General features: G+C 64.5%; 21 protein-coding genes. 13 read left to right on the top strand and 8 right to left on the bottom strand.

What is annotated here, in order from left to right; translation table 11 throughout:
• Positions 1 to 169: 169 nt before the first annotated feature.
• The 3 genes from A3AS_RS0107770 to A3AS_RS0107780 all read right to left on the bottom strand — a co-directional run bounded on the left by A3AS_RS0107770 (position 170) and on the right by A3AS_RS0107780 (position 4,047).
• Positions 170 to 1,483, bottom strand: a complete 1,314-nt coding sequence (locus A3AS_RS0107770) for a GGDEF domain-containing protein (protein WP_018317031.1) — start codon at positions 1,481 to 1,483, stop codon at positions 170 to 172.
• Positions 1,484 to 1,732: 249 nt separating this feature from the next.
• Positions 1,733 to 3,037 (bottom strand): nicotinate phosphoribosyltransferase, encoded by a 1,305-nt coding sequence (gene pncB, locus A3AS_RS0107775; RefSeq protein ID WP_018317032.1) that lies wholly within the window; start codon positions 3,035 to 3,037, stop codon positions 1,733 to 1,735.
• Between the two features lie 89 nt (positions 3,038 to 3,126).
• Positions 3,127 to 4,047: a LysR family transcriptional regulator gene (locus A3AS_RS0107780; RefSeq protein WP_018317033.1), complete on the bottom strand. Its 921-nt coding sequence runs from the start codon at positions 4,045 to 4,047 to the stop codon at positions 3,127 to 3,129.
• 103 nt (positions 4,048 to 4,150) lie between these two features.
• On the opposite strand from A3AS_RS0107780, the gene pcaH reads away from it, so the two are divergent.
• Both pcaH and pcaG read left to right on the top strand, forming a co-directional pair.
• A complete protein-coding gene (gene pcaH, locus A3AS_RS0107785; RefSeq protein ID WP_018317034.1) occupies positions 4,151 to 4,939 on the top strand; it encodes a protocatechuate 3,4-dioxygenase subunit beta in 789 nt (262 codons plus the stop codon).
• A gap of 3 nt (positions 4,940 to 4,942) precedes the next feature.
• On the top strand, positions 4,943 to 5,569 hold the full coding sequence (gene pcaG / locus A3AS_RS0107790) for a protocatechuate 3,4-dioxygenase subunit alpha (protein WP_018317035.1): 627 nt from the start codon (positions 4,943 to 4,945) through the stop codon (positions 5,567 to 5,569).
• Positions 5,570 to 5,593: 24 nt separating this feature from the next.
• On the opposite strand, the gene A3AS_RS0107795 is transcribed toward pcaG, so the two are convergent.
• Together A3AS_RS0107795 and A3AS_RS0107800 are read right to left on the bottom strand one after the other, a co-directional pair.
• The gene (locus tag A3AS_RS0107795) at positions 5,594 to 6,205 is read right to left on the bottom strand and encodes an NYN domain-containing protein (RefSeq protein WP_018317036.1); all 612 of its coding nucleotides are present in this window, start codon (positions 6,203 to 6,205) and stop codon (positions 5,594 to 5,596) included.
• 355 nt (positions 6,206 to 6,560) lie between these two features.
• Positions 6,561 to 7,466 (bottom strand): helix-turn-helix domain-containing protein, encoded by a 906-nt coding sequence (locus tag A3AS_RS0107800; protein WP_018317037.1) that lies wholly within the window; start codon positions 7,464 to 7,466, stop codon positions 6,561 to 6,563.
• A 50-nt stretch (positions 7,467 to 7,516) separates the two neighbouring features.
• Between A3AS_RS0107800 and pobA the strand changes: the two genes are divergently transcribed.
• Positions 7,517 to 8,689: a 4-hydroxybenzoate 3-monooxygenase gene (pobA, locus tag A3AS_RS0107805; RefSeq protein ID WP_018317038.1), complete on the top strand. Its 1,173-nt coding sequence runs from the start codon at positions 7,517 to 7,519 to the stop codon at positions 8,687 to 8,689.
• Positions 8,690 to 8,715: 26 nt separating this feature from the next.
• Here the strand turns inward: pobA and A3AS_RS0107810 are convergent, their stop codons facing one another.
• The 3 genes from A3AS_RS0107810 to A3AS_RS0107820 form a co-directional block, all read right to left on the bottom strand.
• Positions 8,716 to 10,866, bottom strand: a complete 2,151-nt coding sequence (locus A3AS_RS0107810; RefSeq protein ID WP_018317039.1) for an adenylate/guanylate cyclase domain-containing protein — start codon at positions 10,864 to 10,866, stop codon at positions 8,716 to 8,718.
• A 20-nt stretch (positions 10,867 to 10,886) separates the two neighbouring features.
• Positions 10,887 to 11,555 (bottom strand): hypothetical protein, encoded by a 669-nt coding sequence (locus tag A3AS_RS0107815; protein WP_018317040.1) that lies wholly within the window; start codon positions 11,553 to 11,555, stop codon positions 10,887 to 10,889.
• 186 nt (positions 11,556 to 11,741) lie between these two features.
• Positions 11,742 to 12,866 carry an HD domain-containing phosphohydrolase gene (locus A3AS_RS0107820; RefSeq protein WP_018317041.1) on the bottom strand — a complete coding sequence of 375 codons (1,125 nt, stop codon included), beginning with the start codon at positions 12,864 to 12,866 and terminating at the stop codon, positions 11,742 to 11,744.
• Positions 12,867 to 13,137: 271 nt separating this feature from the next.
• On the opposite strand from A3AS_RS0107820, the gene A3AS_RS0107825 reads away from it, so the two are divergent.
• The 10 genes from A3AS_RS0107825 (at position 13,138) to A3AS_RS0107870 (ending at position 24,341) form a co-directional block, all read left to right on the top strand.
• Positions 13,138 to 13,461: a lipid asymmetry maintenance protein MlaB gene (locus A3AS_RS0107825; protein WP_018317042.1), complete on the top strand. Its 324-nt coding sequence runs from the start codon at positions 13,138 to 13,140 to the stop codon at positions 13,459 to 13,461.
• Positions 13,461 to 13,826 (top strand): response regulator, encoded by a 366-nt coding sequence (locus A3AS_RS0107830; protein WP_018317043.1) that lies wholly within the window; start codon positions 13,461 to 13,463, stop codon positions 13,824 to 13,826. Before A3AS_RS0107825 ends, A3AS_RS0107830 begins: the two co-directional genes overlap by 1 nt.
• A complete protein-coding gene (locus A3AS_RS0107835) occupies positions 13,823 to 15,898 on the top strand; it encodes a chemotaxis protein CheA (RefSeq protein ID WP_018317044.1) in 2,076 nt (691 codons plus the stop codon). Before A3AS_RS0107830 ends, A3AS_RS0107835 begins: the two co-directional genes overlap by 4 nt.
• A complete protein-coding gene (locus A3AS_RS0107840) occupies positions 15,898 to 16,359 on the top strand; it encodes a chemotaxis protein CheW (protein WP_198293683.1) in 462 nt (153 codons plus the stop codon). Before A3AS_RS0107835 ends, A3AS_RS0107840 begins: the two co-directional genes overlap by 1 nt.
• 37 nt (positions 16,360 to 16,396) lie before the next feature.
• Positions 16,397 to 18,094, top strand: a complete 1,698-nt coding sequence (locus tag A3AS_RS0107845) for a methyl-accepting chemotaxis protein (RefSeq protein ID WP_018317046.1) — start codon at positions 16,397 to 16,399, stop codon at positions 18,092 to 18,094.
• Positions 18,095 to 18,156: 62 nt separating this feature from the next.
• On the top strand, positions 18,157 to 18,645 hold the full coding sequence (locus tag A3AS_RS0107850; RefSeq protein WP_026201776.1) for a chemotaxis protein CheW: 489 nt from the start codon (positions 18,157 to 18,159) through the stop codon (positions 18,643 to 18,645).
• A 61-nt stretch (positions 18,646 to 18,706) separates the two neighbouring features.
• The gene (locus tag A3AS_RS0107855) at positions 18,707 to 20,512 is read left to right on the top strand and encodes a methyl-accepting chemotaxis protein (protein WP_018317048.1); all 1,806 of its coding nucleotides are present in this window, start codon (positions 18,707 to 18,709) and stop codon (positions 20,510 to 20,512) included.
• A gap of 133 nt (positions 20,513 to 20,645) precedes the next feature.
• Entirely contained in the window at positions 20,646 to 21,500 is an 855-nt protein-coding gene (locus A3AS_RS0107860) for a protein-glutamate O-methyltransferase CheR (RefSeq protein WP_018317049.1), read from the top strand.
• Between the two features lie 16 nt (positions 21,501 to 21,516).
• A complete protein-coding gene (locus A3AS_RS0107865) occupies positions 21,517 to 22,608 on the top strand; it encodes a chemotaxis response regulator protein-glutamate methylesterase (protein WP_018317050.1) in 1,092 nt (363 codons plus the stop codon).
• Positions 22,609 to 22,613: 5 nt separating this feature from the next.
• Positions 22,614 to 24,341, top strand: a complete 1,728-nt coding sequence (locus A3AS_RS0107870) for a chemotaxis protein (RefSeq protein WP_026201777.1) — start codon at positions 22,614 to 22,616, stop codon at positions 24,339 to 24,341.
• Positions 24,342 to 24,436 lie beyond the last annotated feature (95 nt).

Consider the following 24,436-nt stretch of genomic DNA (forward strand, 5'->3'; position numbering starts at 1 on the left):
GAGCGCCGCTTTTTCAAAGCCATGTGGCCGCGACGTCACAACTGCGCCGTATCACTGCACTGTCCGGCGCGCCAGAGTGGACCGAGACGTCATCGGGTCGGTCTGAGGCGAACTCAACCCGATCGCAATGTCGGCCGACCGTCGAATTGAAATGATGCGCGGGCGGCAATCAGCCTTGCGCGGCGGCGGCTTCGCGGTGCCAAGGCGCGACCACGACGACGTCCGGTCGCCCGCGATCGACCTGAACGCGGTTGCGTCCCTTTTCTTTGGCGCGGTAGCAGGCCGCATCGGCGCGCCGCATTGCATCCTCGAGCGTGATGTTGCGATCCGCGATGCAGGCGACGCCGACGCTGGCGGTCACCGCAAAGCAGCGATCGTCCCAGGCGAAGTTGAACAGCTCGAGCGATCGCCGCAGCCGTTCGGCGATGTCGACCGCGTTCGCAGGCGAGCACTGCGGCAGGATCAGGCCGAATTCGTCGCCGCCGAGCCGGGCCACCAGGTCATGCGGCCGCCGATCCCGTTGCAGCAGGTTTGAGATCTGGCAGAGCAGGCGGTCGCCGGCGAGATGACCGCAGCTGTCGTTGATGCTCTTGAACTGGTCGAGGTCGAGCAGGATGAGGCCGAGCGATCCCGCCGCGATGTTGTCGAGTTCGGCTTGCAGACGAGCCTCGAAGGCGCGGCGGTTGGAAAGGCCAGTCAGCCAGTCGTGCGATGCCTGCCACGCCAGGCGTTCCTTCTCGGCATGCAGAGCGTCTTCGAAGGACTGTCGCTGCAGCACCAAGCGCCTGGTGTGCCAGATCAGGAGCAGGATCAGCGCCGCGGCGGTGGCGATGTTGATGCCGGTCAGCGCCAGCTTAATGGCGCGGGAGCCTTCGCCGAGCACCGTGGAGAACCGTTTGGCATGCACCGTGAATTGGGCGTTGAGCTCGGAGAGCCGCGATGACAGGACTTGCAGGCGGTCCTCGTCCTGAATGGGTCCCTTCGCGAGCTCGGACCGGATGACCTCGCCGAACACGCTCAGCTCCAGCAGCATCGGATCGGTGGCAGCCCACTCGCGGATCGCGTCCTGAAGGAAGCTGACGCGGTTGAAGTAGCGGAACAGCCAGATCAGTCCCGGCACGTCGTCGGGATGGTTGCCGCCTTGCAGGAAGCCGATGCGGGCGGCCTCGACGTCGACCGGATCACGCTCGAGTGCCCAGCGCGCGAACTCGTCACCGATGGGAACGGCAAGCGAGGCCTGGTATTGCGTGAACTGGCTGGCATCGCCCGAATGCAAATAGAGATTGAGGAAATAGACGGCGTTCTTCTGCGAGCGCGACCACATCGCTTCGCCCGCGATATAGGCGCGGACCGACGACATCACCTCGAGACTGAATCCCGCGATCGCCGCCTGGAGCACGACGACCATCACGAAAGGCGATACGAGCTTGATGACATGAAGGAAGCTGTGTCCCTTCGTCGACGTCGCTGTTCTGCGAAACACCCTGCGTTCCCCAAATCGCGCAATGACCCCCAGCGGAGCGCTGCGCCTGCAACGCCAAGTAGAGGATATGGTTGCTTAACTCGGCCTGAAAGGCGCGGGAGACTGCATCGCAGGGTGAAACCGCTGTGAAGCCGATATGCGCAAATCGCTTCAAATGCCGGTAAATAGGACAAGGCGCCGCATCGACGAACGAATGCCTCGCATTCGTCGTGCGCGGTTTACCCGATCGAGAGAGTTTCGTCGGTGCCGTTAGACCAGCACCGGCTTGCGGACGCGGCCGGCGTCGCCGAACACGCGCAAATAACGCTCGATCTCCGAGGGCATGCCGGTCGCCTTCTCCGGATTGTCGGAGAGCTTGACGGCCGGATGGCCATCGACCGACGACACCTTGCAGACCAGCGAGATCGGATCGAGATTGAACGAGCCGTCCGGCGGGCAGCCGACGAAGTCGTTGGTGAGGTTGGTGCCCCAGCCGAAGGAGAGCCGCACCCGGCCGGCGAAGTGGTGATAGGTCTCCTCGATCGAGCCGACATCCATGGCATCCGAAAAGACGAGCAGCTTGTCCTTGGGATTGCGCCCCTTCCTTTCCCACCAGGCGACGATCTCCTCGCCGGCCTGGATCGGCGGCGCGCTGTCGGGGCGGAAGCCGGTCCAGTCCGCGACCCATTCCGGCGCATCGCGCAGGAAGGCCTTGGTGCCGAAGGCGTCGGGCAGCGCGATCAGCAAATTGCCGCCGTAAGTCTGGCGCCACTGGTCGAGAATGCGATAGGGCGCCCAGCGCAACTCCTCGTCGTCCCTGGCGAGTGCCGCGGCGACCATCGGCAGCTCATGCGCATTGGTGCCGATGGCTTCGAGATCGTTGTCCATCGCGAGCAGCACGTTGGAGGTGCCGATGAAGGACGGACCCAGGCCTTCCTTCACCGCCTCCACGCACCAGCGCTGCCAGAGGAAGCCGTGACGCCGACGTGTGCCGAAGTCGGACAGGCGCAGATTCTCCAGCTTGCGCAGCCGCTCCACCTTGGTCCACAGCTTGGCCTTGGCGCGGGCATAGAGCACGTCCAGCTCGAAGCGGCCGCGGCCCTTCGTCGCCGCGCGCGAGCGCAGCTCGTTGAGGATCGCGAGCGCCGGGATCTCCCACATCGTGGTGTGGGTCCACGGTCCGTGGAAATGCAATTCGTACTGGCCCTCGACCTTGCGCAGCTCATACTCGGGGAGGCGGAATTCGGCCAGCCAGCGGATGAAGTCCGCCGAGAACATGTGGGTCTTGCCGTAGAAGGTGTTACCCGCCAGCCAGATCAGCTCCTTCTTGGTGAAGCGGATGGTGCGGGCATGGTCGAGCTGGGCGCGCAGCTCGCCTTCGTCGATGATCTCGGCAAGCCGGACATGGCGCGAGCGGTTGATGACCGAGAAGGTCACCTGCTGATCCGGGTAGTCTTCCCGAATCATTTGCAACATCAATAGCTTGTAGAAGTCGGTATCAAGCAGGCTGCGGATGATGGGGTCCAGCCGCCAGCTGTGATTGTAGGTCCGGCTCGCAATATCGGTCACTGTCATGGGGGGATTTTAGCGCGGCGGCCCGCGCGCAACCAGTGGGTTTGGCGAAGGGTGGTCTTCCGAAAGGCGGTATCGGCGATCAGGCCTTATCAAGCCTTGGCGGCCGTCGCTGCGACCGTCTCGAGCTGGCTCCTGACCCAACGATGAGCCGGATCTTTCTGATAGCGCTGGTGCCAGACCATGAACATCGGCAGCTCGGCCAGCGTCCGCGTGCGGGACGCCAGCGGTATCCGCGTTTGCGCGAAGCCGCGCATCACGCCGGATGCGAGCAGGCTCGGCATGCTCGCCAGCATTTGCGAGCCACGCAGGAAGGACGGCACGCCGGAAAAGCTCGGGACCGAGATCGCGATGTCGCGGTGAAGACCGTTGGCCGCCAGCCGGCGGTCGAAATCGAGCCTCTCATTGTCGGTATAGACGACGGTGATGTGGCGCGCGGCGAGATAGGTGCTGCGGCTGGCCGGCGCAGTACGCGCCTTGGCATCGAAATAACAGACGTAATGATCCCTCAGCAGGCGCTTCTGCACGATGTCGATGCCGGACGGCGGCAGCGGCGTGATCAGGAGATCGCAGCGGTTCTCACGCAGCATCGCGGGGGAGGGCGACTGCGAGGGGATCACGCGCAAATTCAGGCTCTTCACCTGGCCGGCGACATGATCGAAGAACCGGGGCAGCAGCAGATCGCGCTGGAAGTCATTGGCCGCGATCGTCAACGAAAGCTGCGCGCGCGGCGGCTCGAAACTGACGCCGCCGGCAAAGCTTCGCATCTCGTCGATCAGTGCGCGCGCCTTTGCGGCCAACGCTTGCGCATGCGCGGTTGCGACGATGCCGCGGCCGGACTTGGCGAACAGGGGATCGCCCGCGATCCGCCGCAGCTTGTTCAGGGCGTGGCTGACGGCGGACTGCGTCAGGCCGAGCCGGGTGGCGGCCGCCGTGACCGAGCCTTCCTCCAGCACCGCAAGGAACAGCTCGAGGGCGTGGCCGTCGAGGGCCAAATGATCGATTTCTTTCATGCAATATATTATAATCAATCTATTTATCTGCGGAATAGACCGGCCCATGATCTCCCGATAAGCCGCGCGTCCGGACCCCGGGCGCCCCAGGGAGAGAGACACGATGAATGCCCAGGCGCCAGCCTTGCGGGATCCCCGCCTCAACCGCCCCGAGCCCCTGACGCCGCCGCTTGGTGATGGCGGCTTCTTCCAGCGCGATCGTTCGATCCATCCGCCCGCGCATGCGCCCGGTTACAAATCCTCGGTGCTTCGCTCGCCGCGGCAGTCGCTGCTGTCGCTGGAGGGCTCGGTCTCGGAGATCACGGGGCCGGTGTTCGGCCACAACGATCTCGGTCCGCTCGACAATGATCTGATCCGTAACTACGCCAAGGACGGCGATCCCGTCGGCGAGCGCATCATCGTCCACGGCCGCGTGCTGGACGAGACCGGCCGCGGCGTTCCGAACACCCTGGTCGAGTTCTGGCAGGCCAACGCCGGCGGCCGCTACCGGCACAAGAAGGACACCTATCTGGCGCCGGTCGACCCGAATTTCGGCGGCTGCGGCCGCGCGCTCACCGACGACACCGGTTACTATTATTTCCGCACCGTGAAGCCGGGGCCCTATCCCTGGCGCAACTACGTCAACAGCTGGCGTCCCGCCCACATCCATTTCTCGGTGTTCGGTTCGGGCTTTGCGCAGCGGCTGATCACGCAGATGTATTTCGAGGGCGATCCGCTGATCCCTGTCTGTCCGATCCTGACGACGATTCCGGACCAGGATGCGCTCGACCGCCTCGTGGCGCCGCTCGACCTCAACGCCTCGGCGCCGTTCGACTCGCTGGCCTACCGCTTCGACATCGTCCTGCGCGGCCAGCGCTCCACTTATTTTGAAAACCGCACCGCGGGGAACTGAGTCATGCCGCAGCCGCTCAACTATCTCAAGGAAACCGCCTCGCAGACGGCCGGGCCCTACGTCCATATCGGCTTGATCCCGGCGATGGCCGGCTTCGACATCTTCGAGAAGAACTTCTCGAATGTCCTGACAACGCCAAATACGGAAGGCGAGCGCATCACGCTGGAAGGCAAGGTGCTCGACGGCACCGGTACGCCGCTGCGCGACGTGCTGCTGGAGATCTGGCAGGCCAATGCGAGCGGCCGCTACAACCATCCGGCCGATCGCTCGGCCGGCGCGCTGGAGCAGGAGTTTCGCGGCTGGGGCCGCGCCGGCTCCGACTTCGAGAGCGGCCTCGTGACCTTCGAGACCATCAAGCCGGGCGCGATCCTCGACAAGGCGGGCCGGAAATGCGCGCCGCACATCAATGTCTGGATCGTCGCGCGCGGCATCAACATCGGCCTCAACACGCGGCTCTATTTCTCGGACGAAGAGACCGCCAACGCCGCCGACCCCGTGCTCAACCTGATCGAACAGCCGTCCCGGCGCTCGACGCTGGTCGCCAAGCGCAGCGAGCGCGGCGGCAAGGTCGTGTATTCCTTCACGATCCATCTGCAGGGGCCGGAGGAGACGGTGTTCTTCGATGTGTGAGAATCCGGCAGCCGTCCGGCAGGATCACTCCACCGGATCGCCGCGATTGATCGCTCCGCGGGCGAGGAATTGCGGCGACTGACGCATTTCGCGCGATCCCGGCCGGTCGACCGGATCGCGCCCCACTTTTTGTCTCAGTTCTGCCAGGTCAATGAATACATCGGCCTGCCGGCGCAGGTCGTCGGCGACCATGGGTGGCTGAGTGGAGAGTGTGGAGACGACCGTCACGCGGACGCCGCGGCGTTGCAGGGCTTCCACCAGCGAACGAAAATCCCCGTCGCCCGAGAACAGCACGATCTGATCGACGTGCTTGGCGAGCTCCATCGCACTTACGGCGAGATCGACGTCCATGCTGCCCTTCACCTTGCGGCGGCCCGTGGTGGCGTCGACGAACTCCTTGGTGAGCTTGGTGACGACGGTGTATCCGTTATAGTCGAGCCAATCGATCAACGGGCGGATCGACGAATACTCCTGATTTTCGATGAGGGTCGTGTAGTAGAAGGCCCGCAATAGCACACCCCGGCTTTGGAATTCGCCGAGCAGACGCCTGTAATCGATGTCGAAGCCGAGCGCCTTGGAGGTGGCATGGAGATTGGAGCCATCGATAAAGAGTGCGATCTTCTCAATCGAAGACATTGTGCTCAAATCTCCAGTCCACGCGAAAGCTGGCCGATCAGCTGTCAGGGTACGGTATGTCGGCCGGAAAATACTGAAGGCGCCGATGGCTTGCTGAAAAAGCGGCGCAGACGACCGGACAGGGGTGGCCGTCTTGCGCCAAGGTAAGGGAGGTTCCATGCCACCAGCGCCAGGGCGCCGAATGCAGCCACGCTAAGGCGCGAGCAGGCCCTACTCAATTGTACTGAGGTAAGGGGCTTCTATGCAAAGGATAGGACCCGATATACGAAGGTAAGTGGCTGCACCGGCAGCAAAGGCGGCCATTGCGGCAATGTCGCCTTCATCCATGGGCGCGCTCGGTCTTTCGTCCGACGTGTCAACCTTCATCGCCATGCAGCTGCGCGCGGAAGGCGCGCGGCGACACTCCCGTGGCTGCGGCATAGACCCGGCTGAAATAGGCGGGATCCTCGAAGCCGAGCGTGTAGGCAATCGTCGAGATCGGCAAATTGGTGTAGACGAGGTTGCGCCGCGCCTCGCGGATCAGCCGGTTGAGGATGAGGTGCGAGGCGGTATCGCCGGTCGCCGCCCGCGTGATCCGGTTGAGATGTGTCGGCGTCACCGCCAGCGCCTCGGCATAGTCCGCGACGCTCCAGCGTTCCAGGTGATGCTGCTCCAGCAGCGCCTCGAATCGCCGGAACAGGCTGGATTCGACCGTGCCGTTGCCGCCGCTCTCGCTCATGAGCGCGCGGGCCACCAGCCCGATCATGGCCGACGACAACGCCCGCAGCACATGCGCGCGGCCGAAATCGCGCGCGGCGTGTTCGGCGAAGATCTGCTTCATGGTGGCGCGGATCTGCGGCGTTCCGCGCACCACGGCTGAGCGCGACAGCGGACCGCGCAGGCCCTCGGCGGCAAGCAGCGCCTCGTCCAGAATTTCCGCGGCGATGGTCAGCACCCACCCTTGCGTATCAGGCACGAAGCGGAAGCCGTGGACGTGACCGACCGGCACGTTGACGATCTGCATCGGCTTCAGCTGCACCACGCGCCCGTCAAGCGTCGCCTCGCCGCCGCCGCGCTCGATCAGCAGCACCTGGTGCAGCCGGGCATGGCGGTGCACGGCCAGGGTCCAGTCGTGCAGCACCGAGCGGGACGCGATGGTCTCGCAATGCACGACATCAGGCAGATCGCCGGACTCGCCGAACAAATTGTAGACCCGGATCGCCGGGGCCGGGAGCGCGCTTCTCATGTTCGAATAGTACAAGACAATGGCGAAACCCTCCATCGGTCTGCGCCGCCAAATCTGCAAAAAAGTGCCGACGGGAGGACGCGAAAATGAAGGTTCAGGTCTGTATCATCGGCGGCGGGCCGTCCGGGTTGTTGTTATCCCAGCTGCTGCACCTCAAGGGCATCGACGCGGTCGTGCTCGAGAAATACAGCCGCGACCATGTGCTCGCCCGCATCCGCGCCGGCGTGCTCGAACATGGCTTCGCCGAGCTGATGCGCGAGGCACAGTGCGGCGAGCGGATGGATCGCGAGGGCGAGATCCACACCGGTTTCGAGATCGCCCATGACGGCGTGCTGTCCAAGATCGATCTGCACAAGCATTCCGGCGGCAGTTCGGTGCTGGTCTACGGCCAGACCGAGCTGACGCGCGATCTCTATGAGGCGCGGGACCGCCTCGGCGGCAAGGTCGTGCACAATGCGCAGGACGTGACGCCGCATGATCTGACATCGGACCGCCCCTACGTGACCTATCGATCGAACGGTGAGACCGTCCGCGTCGATTGCGACTATATCGTCGGAGCCGACGGCTTCCACGGCGTCAGCCGCAAGTCGATCCCGAAGGATGTGCTGCGCGAATATGAGAAGGTCTATCCGTTCGGCTGGCTGGGGGTGCTGTCGCGCACCAAGCCGGTGTCGCCCGAGCTGATCTATGTGAAGCACGAGCGCGGCTTTGCGCTCTGTTCGCTCCGCTCGCAGGTGCTGAGCCGCTACTACGTCCAGGTGCCGCTGACCGATAAGGTCGAGGATTGGAGTGACGATGCGTTCTGGGCCGAGCTGAAGCGCCGCTTGCCGGAGGAGGTCGCCGGCAAGCTGATCACGGGGCCGTCGATCGAGAAGAGCATCGCGCCCTTGCGCAGCTTCGTCGCCGAGCCGATGAGCTATGGCCGCCTGTTCCTCGCCGGCGATGCCGCTCACATCGTGCCGCCGACGGGCGCGCGCGGGCTGAATAGCGCGGCGTCCGACATCTACTATCTCTATCACGCCCTGCTCGCGCATTATCAGCGCGGCGATGATTCCGGGCTTGCCGGCTATTCCGCCAAGGCGCTCGCGCGGATCTGGAAGGCGCAGCGCTTCTCCTGGTGGATGACGATGCTCTTGCACCGCTTCCCCGACCGGCTCGAATACGAGGACCGGCTTCAGCAGACGGAATTGGACTATCTGCTCTCGTCCGAGACGGCGCAGCGCCTGCTCGCGGAGAATTACGTGGGACTGCCGTTTTAGGCGCGGCGCGTCTGGCGCTGACGTCGCTACTTCCCTTCCAGCGTATTGACCGGGGTCCAATCTGGCGGCGGTGGATTCGCGGTGAATGCCGTCGCGCGCTTCGCAAACAGCGCTGACGCCGGATCAGTCTCCGCCATCTGCCCGAAGGCATCAGCCGCCTTCGCGAAATGCCGCGCGCGCCAGCGCGCCAGTCCTTCAGCATAAGCTGCGGCGACCTTCGCCTGCTGGGCGCCTTCCGCGCCCTTCTCCGCCAGCGGCTCGAACACCCTGATGGCTTCGCCGCGCCCCAGCACCCTGATCGCATCCAGCTCACGCCAGGCAAAGGCGTCGCCGCTCTGCGTCATGGTCGTCTCCGAGGCCATGATCGCGGTACCGTAATATTTGTTGGCGCCCTCGAGCCGCGAGGCGACGTTCACGGTGTCGCTCATCACGGTGTAGTTGAAGCGGCGGCGCGAACCGATATTGCCGACCACGGCTTCGCCGCTGTTGAGCCCGATGCGATGCGACAGGCCGTGACCGGCGAAGACGGGATTGCCCGCATTGAGCTCCGCGAGCTTCTCATGGCACTTCAGCGCAGCGCGAACGGCGTTGGCGGCGTGTGCGGGATCGTCGGCCGGCGCGCCGAACATCGCGACGATGGAATCGCCGATATATTTGTCGACGTAACCGCCATGGCCTTCGATGATATCCGTCATGGCGGACAGATATTCGTTCATCAGCGTCACCAGTTCTCCCGGCGTCATGGTCTCGGCAATGGACGAGAAACCGCTGAGGTCGGAGAAGAACATGGTGACGTTGCGCATCTCGCCGCCGAGCGCCGGCATCTTGCCGGAGGTGACCATGGTCTCGATGACCTCGGGCGCGAGGTAGAAGGCAAAGCTCTTGCGCAGGAAGCGTTCGTCGCGATCGGCCAGCATGAATCGGTAGCCGATCATGATCGCGAGCGCGGCAAGGCTGGCGAGTGCCGGCTCCGTCAGCGGCAGCGCCAAGGCATGGACGAACGCGCTGACGGCTATGGCTGCATAAACGACGGTGAGAGCGGACCACGTGAGCAGCGCGCCACTCGGTGCGAGCAGGCAGGCCGCACAGGCGATGATCGCCGCGAACGCGATCGTGAGAATGGTCCGCATTGGGAAGCCGAGCTCGGTCACGGCATCGCGCTCGATCAGATTTCGGACCGCGGTGGCGTGCACGAACACACCGGCGACGTCGCTGCGAGACTTTTGCACAGTGCTTGCCGGCGTGGGCAGGGCACATCGTGCCGCCGGCGTGCCGTCATACCCGCCGGAGAGGCGCATCGAGGTGAGCTTGCGGTCCTCGAAATTCAGGACCGTACCGAGCAGCACGACCTTGCCGTCGAAAGCGCGGCGAAAAAAGTCGCGGTCACCCTTTTCGACGCAGGCACGCAGATCGACGAAGGAGAAGGTCGGGATGTCGCGTCCCAGCCCTCGGAAGTTGAGCGTCATTGTATTCGGCACGGCACTTGGGATCGCATAGCCGGACAATTCGGTCGCGCCAGAGGGCGCAATCTCGGGCTTTGCGCCCGTCGCGCGCGCAGTGAGCTCGACCGCCATCGCGGGGACCGGCCGCCCCTCGATGGCAAAGCTCAGCGGCATCCGTCGGATGACGTCGTCGTGGTCGGTGTGGACATTGAGTGCCCGCACGGTGTTGCGCACGGCGACTTGCTGGGCGCGATAGGGCACTTCCGGATGGTCATTGCTCAGGATTTCGCCGAGCACCAATTTGCCGCTGTCGGAGATTTGCCGGAGCGCGATCAAGTAATCCCGATCGAATCCCTTCATGCGGCCGCCAACGGCGGTGTCGCCAAAAGGAATCTCCGATTGCTCGATCGAGCTCGGAAAGATGACGTCGAAGCCGATCACTTTGGCGCCGCCTTCGGTGACGCTGCCGAGCACCCGGCCGATCTCGCGCGTCCAGGTCTGCGTCGGCGATCCCTTGAACGGCGGCGTGTCGTAGGTTTCACTGTCGATCGCCACGACGACGACCGGCGATGTCGCGATGTCGCGGCTGTCGCCGAGAAGCCTCCCGCGCATCGCCGTGAGGATGTCGAGCGAAAGGCCTTGCAGGGTCTGAAGCGGCGGCGACGTGAAGATCGCGCCCGTCACGAGCGCAATCAGGGTCGCCGCAACGATGTCCCGTCCCCCGATCCGCCGCATCGCCCGGTCGCTAGATCTGCTTATTCGAGCCGCAGCAGGCGGCCGATGATCGGGGTTGGCGAGGCGGTCGCGCTGGCATCGACCTGGAAGGTGTAACGCTTGGCCCCGAGGCTTGCGAGATAGCTGCCGCCCGGGGTCAGCGACTTCCCGGCCTTTGCAAAGTCGTAGAACTTGCCGCGGATCATGATGTCGTTCTTGAGCGGCACGCTGATCGTGGGTTCCTTGCCGTCGGTGCGCTCGATCACCAGCGTGCTGCCGCTCTTGGCCTGGATCAGGGGCGCGACGCCGTAAATCGTCGGCAGCTTGGACGGTGCGCTCTTGGCATCGGACCGCATGGTCCGGAACGTGGTCGCCGCACTCTGGTTCGCCTCGCGTTCGGAGAGCTGCGCCGCCTTGGTGTCACAGAGCACCTTGGCACGCTGCACGTCGCCGAGCTGCACGGTGCTCTGCTCGGCGCCAACCATCACGACGCCCTCGCTGATGGTCTCGCGCAGGCAGGATTTGAGATAGCTGAGCGTAATGCTGGCCTTGGGCCCGAGCTTGATGATCTTGCCCGCGGAGACATAGTCCATGAACTCGACGCCATCGACCTTGCCTTGCACATCCTCGACGATCGCGGCCGGCGTCTCTGCCAAGGCAGGGGCCGCAGTACAGAACGCGCCGACAACAGCGCCGATCAGGCTTCTCATGACTATTCTCATTCAATTCGACCGATACTTTGCTGGTCCCCGTCCCGGCGCGATTTTTAGCATCGGGGCGCCCAGGCAAGTGTGACCAGAATCACTCTTTGATTATTGGTGCACTCTAGCAGGAAGTGGTTCAAGCCGGCCATCGCCGACGAAGGAAGATGCCAAGCTGTTGGCCGGACGGCGAAATCAGCTGGCCGGGACAACCTCAGGCGAACGGCCCTCGGCAGGTGCCTCCATGGCCGGAGTGAGCGGAGCCTCGGCCTTGTGAAATGGCGTTGCCCGCTCACCGGCGGCGATCTCGACCACCTCGTCCCAGCGCGACAAGAAAGCCTCGACGCAGGCCGGATCGAACTGGCGGCCCTGGTTCTCGACCAAATAGCCGCGAGCCAGCTCGATCGGCATCGGCTCTTTATATGGTCGTCGCGTCGTCAGCGCGTCGAAGACGTCGGCGACCGCGACCACGCGCGCGGCGACCGGGATCTCGTCTGCCCTCAGACCGTTTGGATAGCCCGCACCGTCCCAGCGTTCGTGATGGCCTGCGGCAATTTGCGCACCGAGCTGGATCAGCTCGCAGCCGGAGTTCGCCAGGATCCGCTCGCCGATCGTTGCATGGGTGCGGATCACCGCCATCTCATCGTCGGTCAGCCTGCCGGGCTTGAGCAGAATGTTGTCGGGAATGGCGACCTTGCCGACGTCATGCAGGGGCGCGGCCAGATAAATGTCGCGACAAAGCCGGGCCGGCAGTCCGAGCTGCTCGGCGATGATGCGGCTGTACCGGGCAACTCGCAGCGTGTGTTCGCCGGTGTCGTTGTCACGATATTCGACCGCGAGTGCGAGCCGCAGGATGATCTCCTCCTCGCGTTCGCCGAGCTTTTGCGTCGCGGCTGCGACTTCGCTGGCCAGATGCGCCGCACGGTCGTTGAGCTTGCGTACGGCTGCACCAAGCTGAATCAAATTCCGCAGGCGCACCGTCATCTCGACGCTTTGCGGCTGCTTGGGCAGGAAATCGGTTGCACCGGCCTGCAATGCTTCCATCTTGACGTCATCGGTCTGCCGCGACGTGATCATCGCGATCGGGATGTCGGCACAGCCGGGCAGGGCACGGAAGGTGCGGATGAAGCTGATGCCATCCATGTGCGGCATCTCGTAGTCGACCAGCACGAGATCGAAGCCGCGTTCGCGCGCGCAAGTCAACGCTTCCACGGGATCGAGGAAGCTCGTGGCCTCGACCAGGCCTTCGGCCTCGATGTGACGTTTCAGGAAGTTGAGGACGGAACGGCTGTCGTCAACCAGAAGCGCTTGGGTCAGCATCGGCGGCCGGGGCTCTCTTCGCTGGCAAAGACACGAACCCAAGCCATAGCCCGAGCGAATTTAACGCGAAGCAAATGCGCCGTACGGGAGCATCCGCGCCCCGGATATGCGCGCCGCGCATGAAAGATTTCAGGAGGTTGTACACGTCTGCATGCAGTTGCGCGAATTCCGCGAGAATGTGACCCGTAGTTGTACGGATGCCCGCGTTAGGAGTTTGCTCACCGGATTCGCGTCAAACGAGTAGTGGAATTTTAGCAAAGGCGGGGCAGCGATGGCGCTCAATCCCACGGAGCCAAAGTGGTCGTTGCGGTTGCCCGCCGATTGCAGCATCGCGGCCATTCGCAATGTCTATGAGCTCATTCGCGAGGCGTTCGGCCGCCAGGAGCGGCTCGAGATCGACTGTTCGAGCGTCGACAAGGCCGACGTGACCTCGATCCAGCTTCTGCTGTCGACAGCCAAGACGGGCCAGGCTCAGGGCCGCCCGGTGGTGCTGACCTCATTCTCACAGTCTCTTCGCAACACCCTTCGCCGCGCCGGCTTCACCAGCGAGGCGATGATCGATCAGCATTTCCCGCAAAAGAAAGATGGCACCTAATGGCCACGATTCTGACCGTCGACGATTCCCCCAGCATCCGGCAAATGATCAAGGTGGTGCTCGAGCCGGCCGGTCACAGCGTGATCGAGGCCGGCGACGGTGCGCAAGGCCTCGCCAAGGCGCAGGCCGGCAAGCTCGATCTCGTGATCACCGACCTCAACATGCCCGTCATGAACGGGCTGGAACTGATCCGGGCGCTGCGCAAGCTGCCGAGTGCGGTCGGCATGCCCATCGTGTTCCTGACGACCGAATCCAACGACACGGTGAAGCAGGAAGCCAAGAGCGCCGGCGCCACCGGCTGGATCACCAAACCGTTCAAGCCTGAGCAGTTGCTCGCCGTGGTCGGCAAGCTGGTGCGCGCATGAGCGCAATGGACCCGACCGAGGTCTTTCGTCAGGAAGCCAGCGAGCTCTTCGAAGTTCTTGAAGGGGCCTTGCTCGATCTCGGCCAGCGTCCCGACGACCGCGAACTGGTCGATTCCGCCTTCCGCGCCCTGCATACGATCAAAGGCTCGGGCGCCATGTTCGGCTTCGACAAGGTCGCCTCCTTCACCCACGAATTCGAGACCGCCTTCGACCGCGTCCGAAAGGGCGAGATCAAGCCGACCCAGGAGCTGATCTCGGTCGCGCTCGCCGCCAAGGACTACATCCGCGCGTTGATCGAAGATCCCCAGTCGACCGACGACATCATCGGCGAGGCCATCCTCGACGACCTCAAGCGCTTCGTCTCGGCCGACCAGCCTGTTGCAGCGGTGATGGAGATTGCCGAAGCCCCGCCGCTGGCTCCCGCCGGGACCAAGCAGGCCGGCTGGCACCTTTATCTGGAATTCGAAACCCATATCCTGCGCAACGGTTCGAACCCGCTCGACCTGCTGGAAGATCTCTGCAAGCTCGGCCCCTGCTTCGTCGTGCCCGTTACCGACGGCGTCCCGTTCCTCGACGAGATGGAGCCGGAAGACTGCTATCTGAAGTGGGACGTCAAGCTGCACGCGGCCTGCGACAAGGATGCGATCGACGACGTCTTCATGTTCGTCCAGGACGAGATGAAGCTGACGCTGTCGCCTTTGGAGCATGTCGAAGCGCCTGCGCCGGCACCGCTGTTCCAGCTGCTCGACGAGGAGCTGGCCCCGGCGGTCGAAATGCCTGCGCCGCCGGTCGAGGCTGCTGCCGCGCCCGTCGCCGAGCAGCCCGTCGCAAAAGCAGAGCCGAAATCGGAATCAAAGCCTGAACCGAAGCTCGAGGCCAAGCGCGACGATCGCGGCATCGCCACCGTTCGCGTCCAGGCCGAGCGTCTCGACGAGCTGATGGACCGCGTTGGCGAGCTCGTCATCGCCCAGGCGCGGCTGACCCAGCTCGCCGCCTCCGGCTCCGACCTCTCGATCAAGATGATCGCCGAGGAGATCGAGCGCCTCGCCTCCTCCTTGCGCGATACCACGATGGGTGCGCGCATGGTGCCGATCGGATCGCTGTTCGGCCGCTTCCGCCGCCTCGTGCATGATCTGTCGCGGGATCTGTCCAAGCCCGTCGAATTCGTCACCTCGGGCGAAGATACCGAGCTCGACAAGACCATGATCGAGTGCCTGGCGGATCCGCTGGTGCATCTGATCCGCAACGCCATCGATCACGGCATCGAGGATACCGCGACCCGCTCGGCCAATGGCAAGACCGAGCAGGGCCGTATCGAGCTCGCCGCCGTCCATTCCGGTGCGCAGGTGCTCGTCACCGTGAAGGACAATGGCGGTGGCCTCAACACCGCGCGCATCCGTGCGAAAGCCGAAGAGCAGGGGCTGATCGCGACTGGCGCCGTGCTCACCGATCACGAGGTCCATCAGTTCCTGTTCCATCCCGGCTTCTCGACTGCGCAGACCATCTCGGCGCTATCAGGTCGCGGCGTCGGCATGGACGTGGTCAAGCGTACCATCGAGAACATGCGTGGCTCGATCGACCTGTCGACCCGGCCGGGCCAGGGCACCACGGTGACGCTGCGCCTGCCGCTGACTCTGGCGATCATCGAAGGTCTTCTGATCCGCGTCGGCGAAGGCCGCTACATCATTCCGCTGTCCGCGGTCGAGGAATGCATCGAGCTGACCGCCGAGGACGAGCGCTCGCGCGGTCGCAATTTCCTCAACGTGCGCGGCAATCTGGTGCCCTTCCTCCGGCTGCGCGAGATCATGACGGCATCGGGCACGCCCGACCGTCATCAGAAGACGATCATCATCTCGACCGGCGAGACTCACGTCGGTCTCGTCGCCGACCAGATCATCGGCAACCACCAGACCGTGATCAAGTCGCTCTCAAAGCTGCATTCGGATGTCACGATGTTCTCGGGCGCGACCATCCTGGGCGATGGCACGGCGGCATTGATCCTCGACGTCGCGCAGCTCGTCGCGTTGGCGCAGTCGAAGGTCGAGAAGCAGCATATCAGCGAGGCGGCGTGATGAACGATGGTTTGGCCGGCGAACGGCAGGCTGACGCGATGCAGGTCGTGATGATCGGCCTTGGCGAGGAGAAGTTCGCGCTCGACGCCGGCCTCGTGCGCGAGATCATCGATCCCGTCCCCGTCACCAAGGTGGCAGGCGCGCGCGCCTTCGTTCCCAGCGTGATCAACGTGCGCGGCAACGTCATTCCGCTCGCCGACCTGCGCATCCGCTTCGGCATGCCGCAGCTCGAGGATTCGGCCGATACGCGCATCGTGGTGATCGAGCTCGAGCTCGACGGCGAGCCGGTTCTGGTCGGCGTCACCGCCGACAAGGTCTACGAGGTCACGGAGATCTCCCAGACCGACGTGCAGCAGACGCCGCGCGTCGGCATGCACTGGAAGCCGGAGTTCATTCGCTTCATTGCCAAGTGGCGCGAAGAGTTCGTCATCGTTCCGAACATGGAACGCATTCTAAATTGAGATGAGGTCTCGGGCGAGACCGGGGTAGGGGCTGGAAATGAGATTTACCGTCAAGGCAAAGCTTGCCAGTGCGTTCGGCGTGATCATCGTCCTGTCCGGGATTGCGGGCGGCGTGGCTTACCTGAAGCTCGGCGACATGATGGCGACCGCTGACAGCATGGTTCTGCGCGCAAACCGCATGGAAAAGGCGACGCAGATCGAAAAGGACATTTTGCTTCAGCTACGTGCCGAGAAGAACTCGGTGCTCGGTACGGAGGCTCAGGCCGAACAGTTTGCCGCCGATGCCGCCAGGCTTCGCGAGGAAGCGATGAAGACCAGGGATGAGGTCTACGCGCTGGCGAGCGAGAACGGCAGGAAGCTGCTCGACAGCTTTGCAGCCACATACGCCAAGATGAATACCTACCAGGAAGAAACGATCCGGCTGGCGAAGACCGACAAGCCGAAGGCCATGGAGCGCTCGATGGGTGACGGCCGCAAGGTCGTCGCAGACGCGATGGAATCCATGGGCGCCTATGTCGCCAATACGAAGAAGCAGATGGCCGAGCAGGCCGTCCAGTCCAAGGCAGAGGGGCACCAGGCCCAGTTCCTACTGATGACGCTGATCGGCATCTCGCTGGCGGTTGCGATCGGGGCTGCGCTCTGGATTTCCATCTCGATCAGCCGCTCGCTCGGAAGAGCGGTTGGCCTTGCAGGTGCGGTCGCGGAGGGCGATCTCAGCCAGACCATTCCCTCGGCGAGCAACGACGAGATCGGAGATCTCGTCAGGTCGCTGAACGGAATGGTCGAAAAGCTCCGGCAGATCGTCGCCGAGGCGATCACTGCGGCGCAGAACGTCTCCGCCGGAAGCCAGGAGCTGTCCGCCAGCGCCGAGCAGCTCTCGCAAGGCGCGACCGAGCAGGCTTCGTCGGCCGAGGAAGCCTCCTCCTCGATGGAGGAGATGGCCTCGAACGTGAAACAGAATGCCGACAACGCCAACCAGACCGAGAAGATTGCGGGGCAGTCGGCCAAGGACGCTGAAGCCAGCGGTGTCGCCGTGGGCCGTGCCGTCGAGGCGATGCAGACCATCGCCGAGAAGATCACGATCGTGCAGGAGATCGCACGCCAGACCGACCTGCTCGCGCTCAACGCGGCCGTGGAAGCCGCTCGCGCAGGCGAGCACGGCAAGGGCTTTGCTGTGGTCGCCTCCGAAGTGCGCAAGCTTGCCGAGCGCAGCCAGGCCGCCGCGGCCGACATCGGGACGCTGTCCACGGAGAGCGTGAAGGTCGCCCAGGAGGCCGGCCAGATGCTGTCCAAGCTCGTGCCCGACATCAAGAAGACCGCCGAGCTGGTGCAGGAGATCACCGCGGCCTGCCGTGAGCAGGACGTCGGCTCGGCCCAGATCAACCAGGCGATCCAGCAGCTCGACAAGGTCGGCCAGCAGAACGCCAGCGCCTCCGAGCAGGTGTCCTCGACCTCGGAGGAGCTCGCTTCGCAAGCCGAGCAGCTGCAGTCCACCATCTCGTTCTTCCGGATCGAGCATGCCACGCGCAAGGAGGAGGCCGCGGCCGAGCCGATCGACCGCGCCGTCGGTCAGCTCCGGGCCAAGGCTGCGCACATGGCGGCCGCCGACCGCGGCATGAAGAAGCCGGTGCCTGCCCGCAAGCCGGCACGTGCGATGAAGGTCGCCGGTGGCGGCGGCTTCGCCTTCGACATGAATGACGGCGAAGACGATCGCGACGCCGAGTTCCAACGCTGATCAACCGGTCCGGCCTTGTGCCGGACCGTACCCATTTCCAACCGGGAATCCTGGACTGCATCATGGCCGCAACCTCGCAATATCTGACGCTCGGGCTCGCCGGCGAGACGTTCGGCATCAGCATCCGCAACGTGCGCGAAATCCTCGACATGCGGCCGATCTCGCGGCTTCCGCACGCGCCGACCTTCCTGCTCGGCATGATCGACGTGCGCGGCAGCGGCTATCCGATCGTCGATCTCAGGAACAAGCTCGGCCTGCCCAGCGTGGCCGCCACCGAGGCGACCCGCATCATCATCCTCGATGTGCCGATGAAGGACCGTCTGGTCGGCGTCGGCTTCGTCGCCGACTGCGTGTTCGAGGTCACGGACATCGACGAGCAGGCGATCGAGCCCGTGCCAGAGGTCGGCGGGAAATGGCAATCGGACTATGCCGCCGGCATCGGCCGCAAGGGCGAGAAGTTCGTCGTGATCTTCGATCTCGCCAAGCTGATGGCCAATGACGAAGTTCCGGAAGGCCGCGACACGGCTACAGATGCGCCGCGCGCCGCCTGAGTTTGCGAGAGTGAAGCGTGGTCACGCGTAAGCCCCCCAATTCGAACCAACGAGACTGAAAATGAGATTCACCGTCAAAGCCAAGCTCGCCAGCGCGTTTGGCGTCGTCATTCTTCTGTTCATGGTAGCAGGCGCCGTGAGCTACATGAAGCTGTCCGACATGGCCGCGACCGCAGATTCCATGGTGCTTCGCGCCAAGCGGATGGAGAAAGCAGCCGAGGTCGAAAAGATCATCTGGCAACAGGTCAGGGCGGAAAAGAACGCAATTCTTGGAACGGCAAGCGAGGCCGAGGAATTCGCGGTGAACGCGGCCAAGCTCCGCGATGAGGCCATGAAGATCAGGGACGAGGTCTATGCGATGGCCAGCGAAGGCGGCAAGAAGCTGCTCGACAACTTCGCCAGCGCCTACGCCAGAATGAACGTCTTTCAGGAAGAGACGATCAGGCTGGCAAAGACCGATAAGACCAAGGCAACCGAGCGCTCAATGGGTGACGGGCGCAAGGTGGTTGCGGATGCGACGGAGGCGATGGGAGCCTATGTCGCCAATACGAAGAGGCAGATGGCCGAGCAGGCTGTGCAGTCCAACGAAGACAGCCGCCGTGCCCAGTTGGTTCTGATCGTCCTCGTCATCGTCTCGCTCATCGTTGCCGCGATTGGCGCAGTCTGGATCTCGATCAATATCAGCCGGTCCCTCGCCAAGGCGGTCGGGCTGGCGGATGCCGTCGCGATCGGCGATCTCAGCCACAAGATCGATGCTTCCAGCAACGACGAGATCGGCGATCTCGTGAAATCCCTGAACGCGATGACCGCCAATCTGAACGCCACCGCGGCCGTCGCCAACGAGATCGCGCAGGGCAACCTCACGATCGAAGCCAAGCCGCTGTCGGACAAGGACACGCTGGGCCTTGCGCTCGAGCGCATGGTGGAGAAGCTTCGCCAGATCGTGTCCGAAGCGCTGACGGCGGCGCAGAACGTCTCCGCCGGCAGCCAGGAGCTCTCCGCGAGCGCCGAGCAGCTGTCGCAGGGCGCGACCGAGCAGGCTTCGTCCGCGGAGGAAGCCTCCTCCTCGATGGAGGAGATGGCGTCCAACGTGAAGCAGAATGCCGACAACGCCAACCAGACCGAGAAGATCGCCGCGCAGTCGGCCAAGGACGCCGAAGCCAGCGGTGCCGCGGTCGGCCGCGCCGTCAACGCGATGCAGACCATCGCCGAGAAGATCACGATCGTTCAGGAGATCGCGCGGCAGACCGATCTGCTCGCGCTCAACGCCGCGGTCGAGGCCGCGCGCGCCGGCGAGCACGGCAAGGGCTTTGCGGTGGTCGCCTCCGAAGTGCGCAAGCTCGCCGAGCGCAGCCAGGCTGCCGCGGCCGAGATCGGCACGCTCTCGGCCGACACCGTCAAGGTGGCACAGGAGGCCGGCGCGATGCTCTCCAAGCTCGTCCCTGACATCAAGAGGACCGCCGAGCTCGTCGAGGAGATCACCGCGGCCTGCCGCGAGCAGGACGTCGGATCGGCCCAGATCAACCAGGCGATCCAGCAGCTCGACAAGGTCGGTCAGCAGAACGCCAGCGCGTCCGAGCAGGTGTCCTCGACCTCGGAGGAGCTCGCTTCGCAGGCCGAACAGCTTCAGTCCACCATCGCCTATTTCCGCATCGAGCACGGCGCCAAGAGCCAGGCGTCGGCGCCGATCGACCGGGCGGTGAGCCAGTTGCGCGCCAAGGCGGCCACCATGGCGGCTGCCGAGCGTCCGGCGAAAAAGGTCGTGCAGGCCAGGCCGGCGCGCGCCGTGAAGGTTGCCGGTGGCGGCGGCTTTGCGTTCGACATGCATGACGGCGAGGATGATCGGGACGCCGATTTTCAGCGCTAGGATTTTTGCAGGCCGGTCTGCCCTGGGACGGTGGACCGGTCTTTCATCGGTTGTTTAAACGCGTAGGATTCGAGATGGCCCGTACGGCCCGACATTCAGTGCAGGTGGCCGTCGTGGACCGGGGCCGGCGGCCATGATGCCCGCCGTACAGGATACGGCCGTGCATCTGTCGGACCGCCACTTCCGCACCATCGCCGAACTGATCGAGGGTCAGGTCGGCATCAAGCTGCCGCAGGGCAAGCGGCTGATGCTGGAGGGGCGGCTGCACAAGCGTGTGCGCGCGCTCAACTTCACCGGTCTCAACGAATATGTCGAGAACCTGTTCGAGGCGGATCATTTCGATACCGAGCTCACCCATCTCATCGATGTGGTGACGACCAACAAGACCGACTTCTTCCGCGAGCCGCAGCACTTCACCTTCATGCGCGACGTCGCGATTCCCGGCCTGCTCAAGTCGCATGGACGCAAGAACGCGAACTTGAAGATCTGGAGCTCGGCGAGCTCCACCGGCATGGAGGCCTACACCACCGCGATGGTGCTGGACGACATGACGCGGAACGGCTCGCGCTTCCAGTACCGCATCCTCGGGACCGACATCTCGACCGCGGTGCTGCGCCTCGCCAAGACGGCGATCTACACGCGCGACGTGCTCGGCCCGGTGCCCGAGCATTTCGTGAAACGATATTTCTCGACGTCGCGGGACAAGTCGCGCGGTGAGGTGCGGGTCGTACCCGAGCTGCGGCGGGCGACACATTTCATGAGAATGAATCTCATGGACAAGTCCTATCCAGTCGATCGTGACGTCGACATCATCTTCTGCCGCAACGTCCTGATCTATTTCGAGCGCGAGACCCAGCGCAAGGTGGTCGAGCAATTGTGCAGCCATTTGCGTCCCGGCGGCTATTTGCTGGTCGGACATTCGGAATCGATGATTCACAGTGCCGTGCCCGGGCTGAAGCAGGTTCAGCCAACCATTTTCCAGGTCTAGCCGGAGCGCAACCAAGATGCCGAGGGAGAAGGTTCGCGTGCTGATCGTGGACGATTCGGCGTCGGTGCGCCAAATCCTGCAGACGATCCTCAACGACGATCCTGATATCGAGGTGATGGCAACGGCCTCCGATCCGTTCGTGGCTGCAAAGCGTCTTCAGGACGAGATCCCCGACGTCATGATCCTCGACCTGGAAATGCCGCGGATGGACGGCATGACGTTCCTGCGCAAGATCATGGCGCAACGCCCGATCCCGGTGATCATCTGCTCCTCGCTGACCGAAGAGGGCTCGAACGTGATGTTCGAGGCGTTCGAGGCGGGCGCGGTCGACATCGTGCCGAAGCCGAAGATCGACACGCGCCTGGCGCTGCTCGAATGCTCGACGCGGCTGCGCGAGGCGGTGAAGTCGGCTGCGCGCGCGCGGGTGCGGCCGCGTGCGGAACGCCGGGCTATCGAGAAGAAGCTGACCGCCGACGCCATCATCCCGCCGCCGGTGCGGGGCAGGGTCCGTCCGACGACGGAGCGCATCGTCTGCATCGGAGCATCGACCGGTGGGACCGAGGCGCTCAACGACGTCCTCGAGATGCTGCCGCCGCACTGTCCGCCGATCGTCATCGTCCAGCACATGCCGGCAGGCTTCACCGCGGCCTTTGCCAAGCGTCTCGACGGCGTCTGCCAGATCAGGGTCAAGGAAGCCGAGGACGGCGAGCCGGTGCTGCCGGGCTGCGGCTATATCGCGCCCGGCGCCCGCCACATGCTGCTCCAGCGCATCGGCCTGCGCTACCAGATCGCGATCAAGGACGGCCCGCCGGTGTCGCGGCATCGCCCCTCAGTCGACGTGTTGTTCCGCTCGGCGGCCCAGCATGCCGGCGCCAACGCGCTCGGCGTCATCATGACCGGCATGGGCGACGACGGCGCGCGCGGAATGCTGGAGATGCGCAAGCTCGGCGCCTCGACGCGGGCGCAGGACGAAGAGAGCTGCGTGGTGTTCGGCATGCCCAAGGAAGCCATCGCCCATGGCGGTGTCGAGAAGGTCGTTTCGCTGCATCACATCCCGCGCGAGATCATGCTCTGGTATCAGGCCGGGCACGCCGCGGTGGCGGGTTGATGGCCATGTCGCCCGTTCCGGCCAACACGCTCGCCGAGGCAACCATCGCGATCGAGGACGTCTCCTCGCGCATCGAGGACGTCTTCGCGCGCGTCGGTCACGAGCTCGGCTGCGGCCACCTCATCTTCAAGGAGCTGAACCAGGGCTTAGCTACGCTCTCGGGTGAGCTCTCCGGCGCCGAGATCGAGGGCGCCGCAACGGCGCTGCAGGAGATCGCCGCGCAGCTGAGCGAGCTGGCGCAGGCGCTGCCGGCGGAGAGCGCCCTGCTGGAGACGATCGGCAAGAGCACGGCGGAGGCGTCCTCGCTGCTCAAGCCGCTGTTCAAGCACATCCAGATGATCACCATCATCGCGCGCAGCGCGCGGATCGAGGCGGCCTCGCTCGACGGCGACCGCGAGGGCTTTCTCGCCTTCACCCAGGAAGCCTACGATCTCGGCAGGGCCGTGCAGCGCTCGATCGAAGGCTGCGCGCGCGACCAGCAGGGGCTGTCCGAGGCGGTTGCCACGGCCTCCGGCCGGCAGAAGGAATTCGAGAGCCGCTACCGGGCCCAGCTGATGTCGGAGAGCGCCGAACTCGGCGCGGCCTATTCCGGATTACGCGACCAGCGCAGCAAGAGCAGCCATCTGGCCGACCGCGCCAGTTCCAGCACCAGGAAGATCGCCGAGGCGGTCGGCAGCGCGATCATCTCGCTGCAGGCGGGCGACAGCACGCGTCAGCGTCTCGAGCACGTGTCCCATGGCCTCGGCCTTGCGTCGGAAGCCGCGCCGAGCCTCGTTCCTGAAACGGTGCCGAGCGATGACGGCGTGCGTGCGATTTGCCGGCTGCAGGCGGCCCAGCTCAGGGATGCCCAGCGCGAGTTCGGCGGCGACGTCGGCCAGATCGTCGGCGCGCTGACGGCCATCCTGCACGATGCGGGCAGCGTCGTCGGCCACGGCCGCACGCTGTTCGGCGGCGAGGAGGGCGGCTCGTCGTCGTTCCTGACGCGCATCAAACAGACGCTGGCGCACGCATCGACCCTGATCGCTACCTGCGAGAGTGCCGGCCGCTCGGTCGACGAGGCACTGGCGATCGTCGAGGACACGCTGGCAAAATTTCGCCAGGCGATCGCAGGGCTTGCCGAAGCGACTGTCGACATCACGCTGATCGGAATGAATGCCGGCCTCAAGGCGAGCCATCTCGGCAGCCGCGGCAGCGCCTTTGTCGTCATCGCCAACGAGCTCAAGGCGACCGCCGACCAGGTCTCCGCGGGGGCCGCGCGCCTGAGGCCCGTGCTCGACGGGATCGAGCGCTCGGCCAATGAGCTGAAGGAGCTCCGCGTGCAGGGTGATCCCACCCAGCTTGCCAAGCTCGAGCCGCAAATCCTTCAGGCACTGCGCGAGGTCGAGGCTGGCAATGAACGGCTCGGCAAGCTGATGAGCCGGCTCGTCGACGAAGGCGCGGAATTCGAGCGGCTGATGAATTCGGCCCAGGGCCTGATGACAAGGCTCGGCGAAAGCTCCGCAGCCTTGCCTGCGGTCGCCACGCGGCTCGAGACTGCGAGCGCAAGCGCGCAGCGGCTACAGCCGGAGCTGCAGGATCAGGCGATCCTCGACGATCTCTTCGCGCGCTACACGATGGAGCGCGAGCGGGACGTTCATCGGGAGTTCCTGCAAGCGCTGGGACTGGCATCGATCGCCGCCATGCGCCGGGTCGAGGCGGTCGAGACTGCGAATGACGGCATAGAATTGTTTTGATTGCGTCGCCACGTGATGCGGCGGCAATTTGACGAGTCGGCTTTGCAGGGCGTTAACCGTCGCGGAATACTCGCCGCGTCGGTCATTGTCGCGCC

The sequence above is a fragment of the Bradyrhizobium sp. WSM2793 genome (assembly GCF_000379585.1).
Classification (GTDB): Bacteria; Pseudomonadota; Alphaproteobacteria; order Rhizobiales; family Xanthobacteraceae; genus Bradyrhizobium.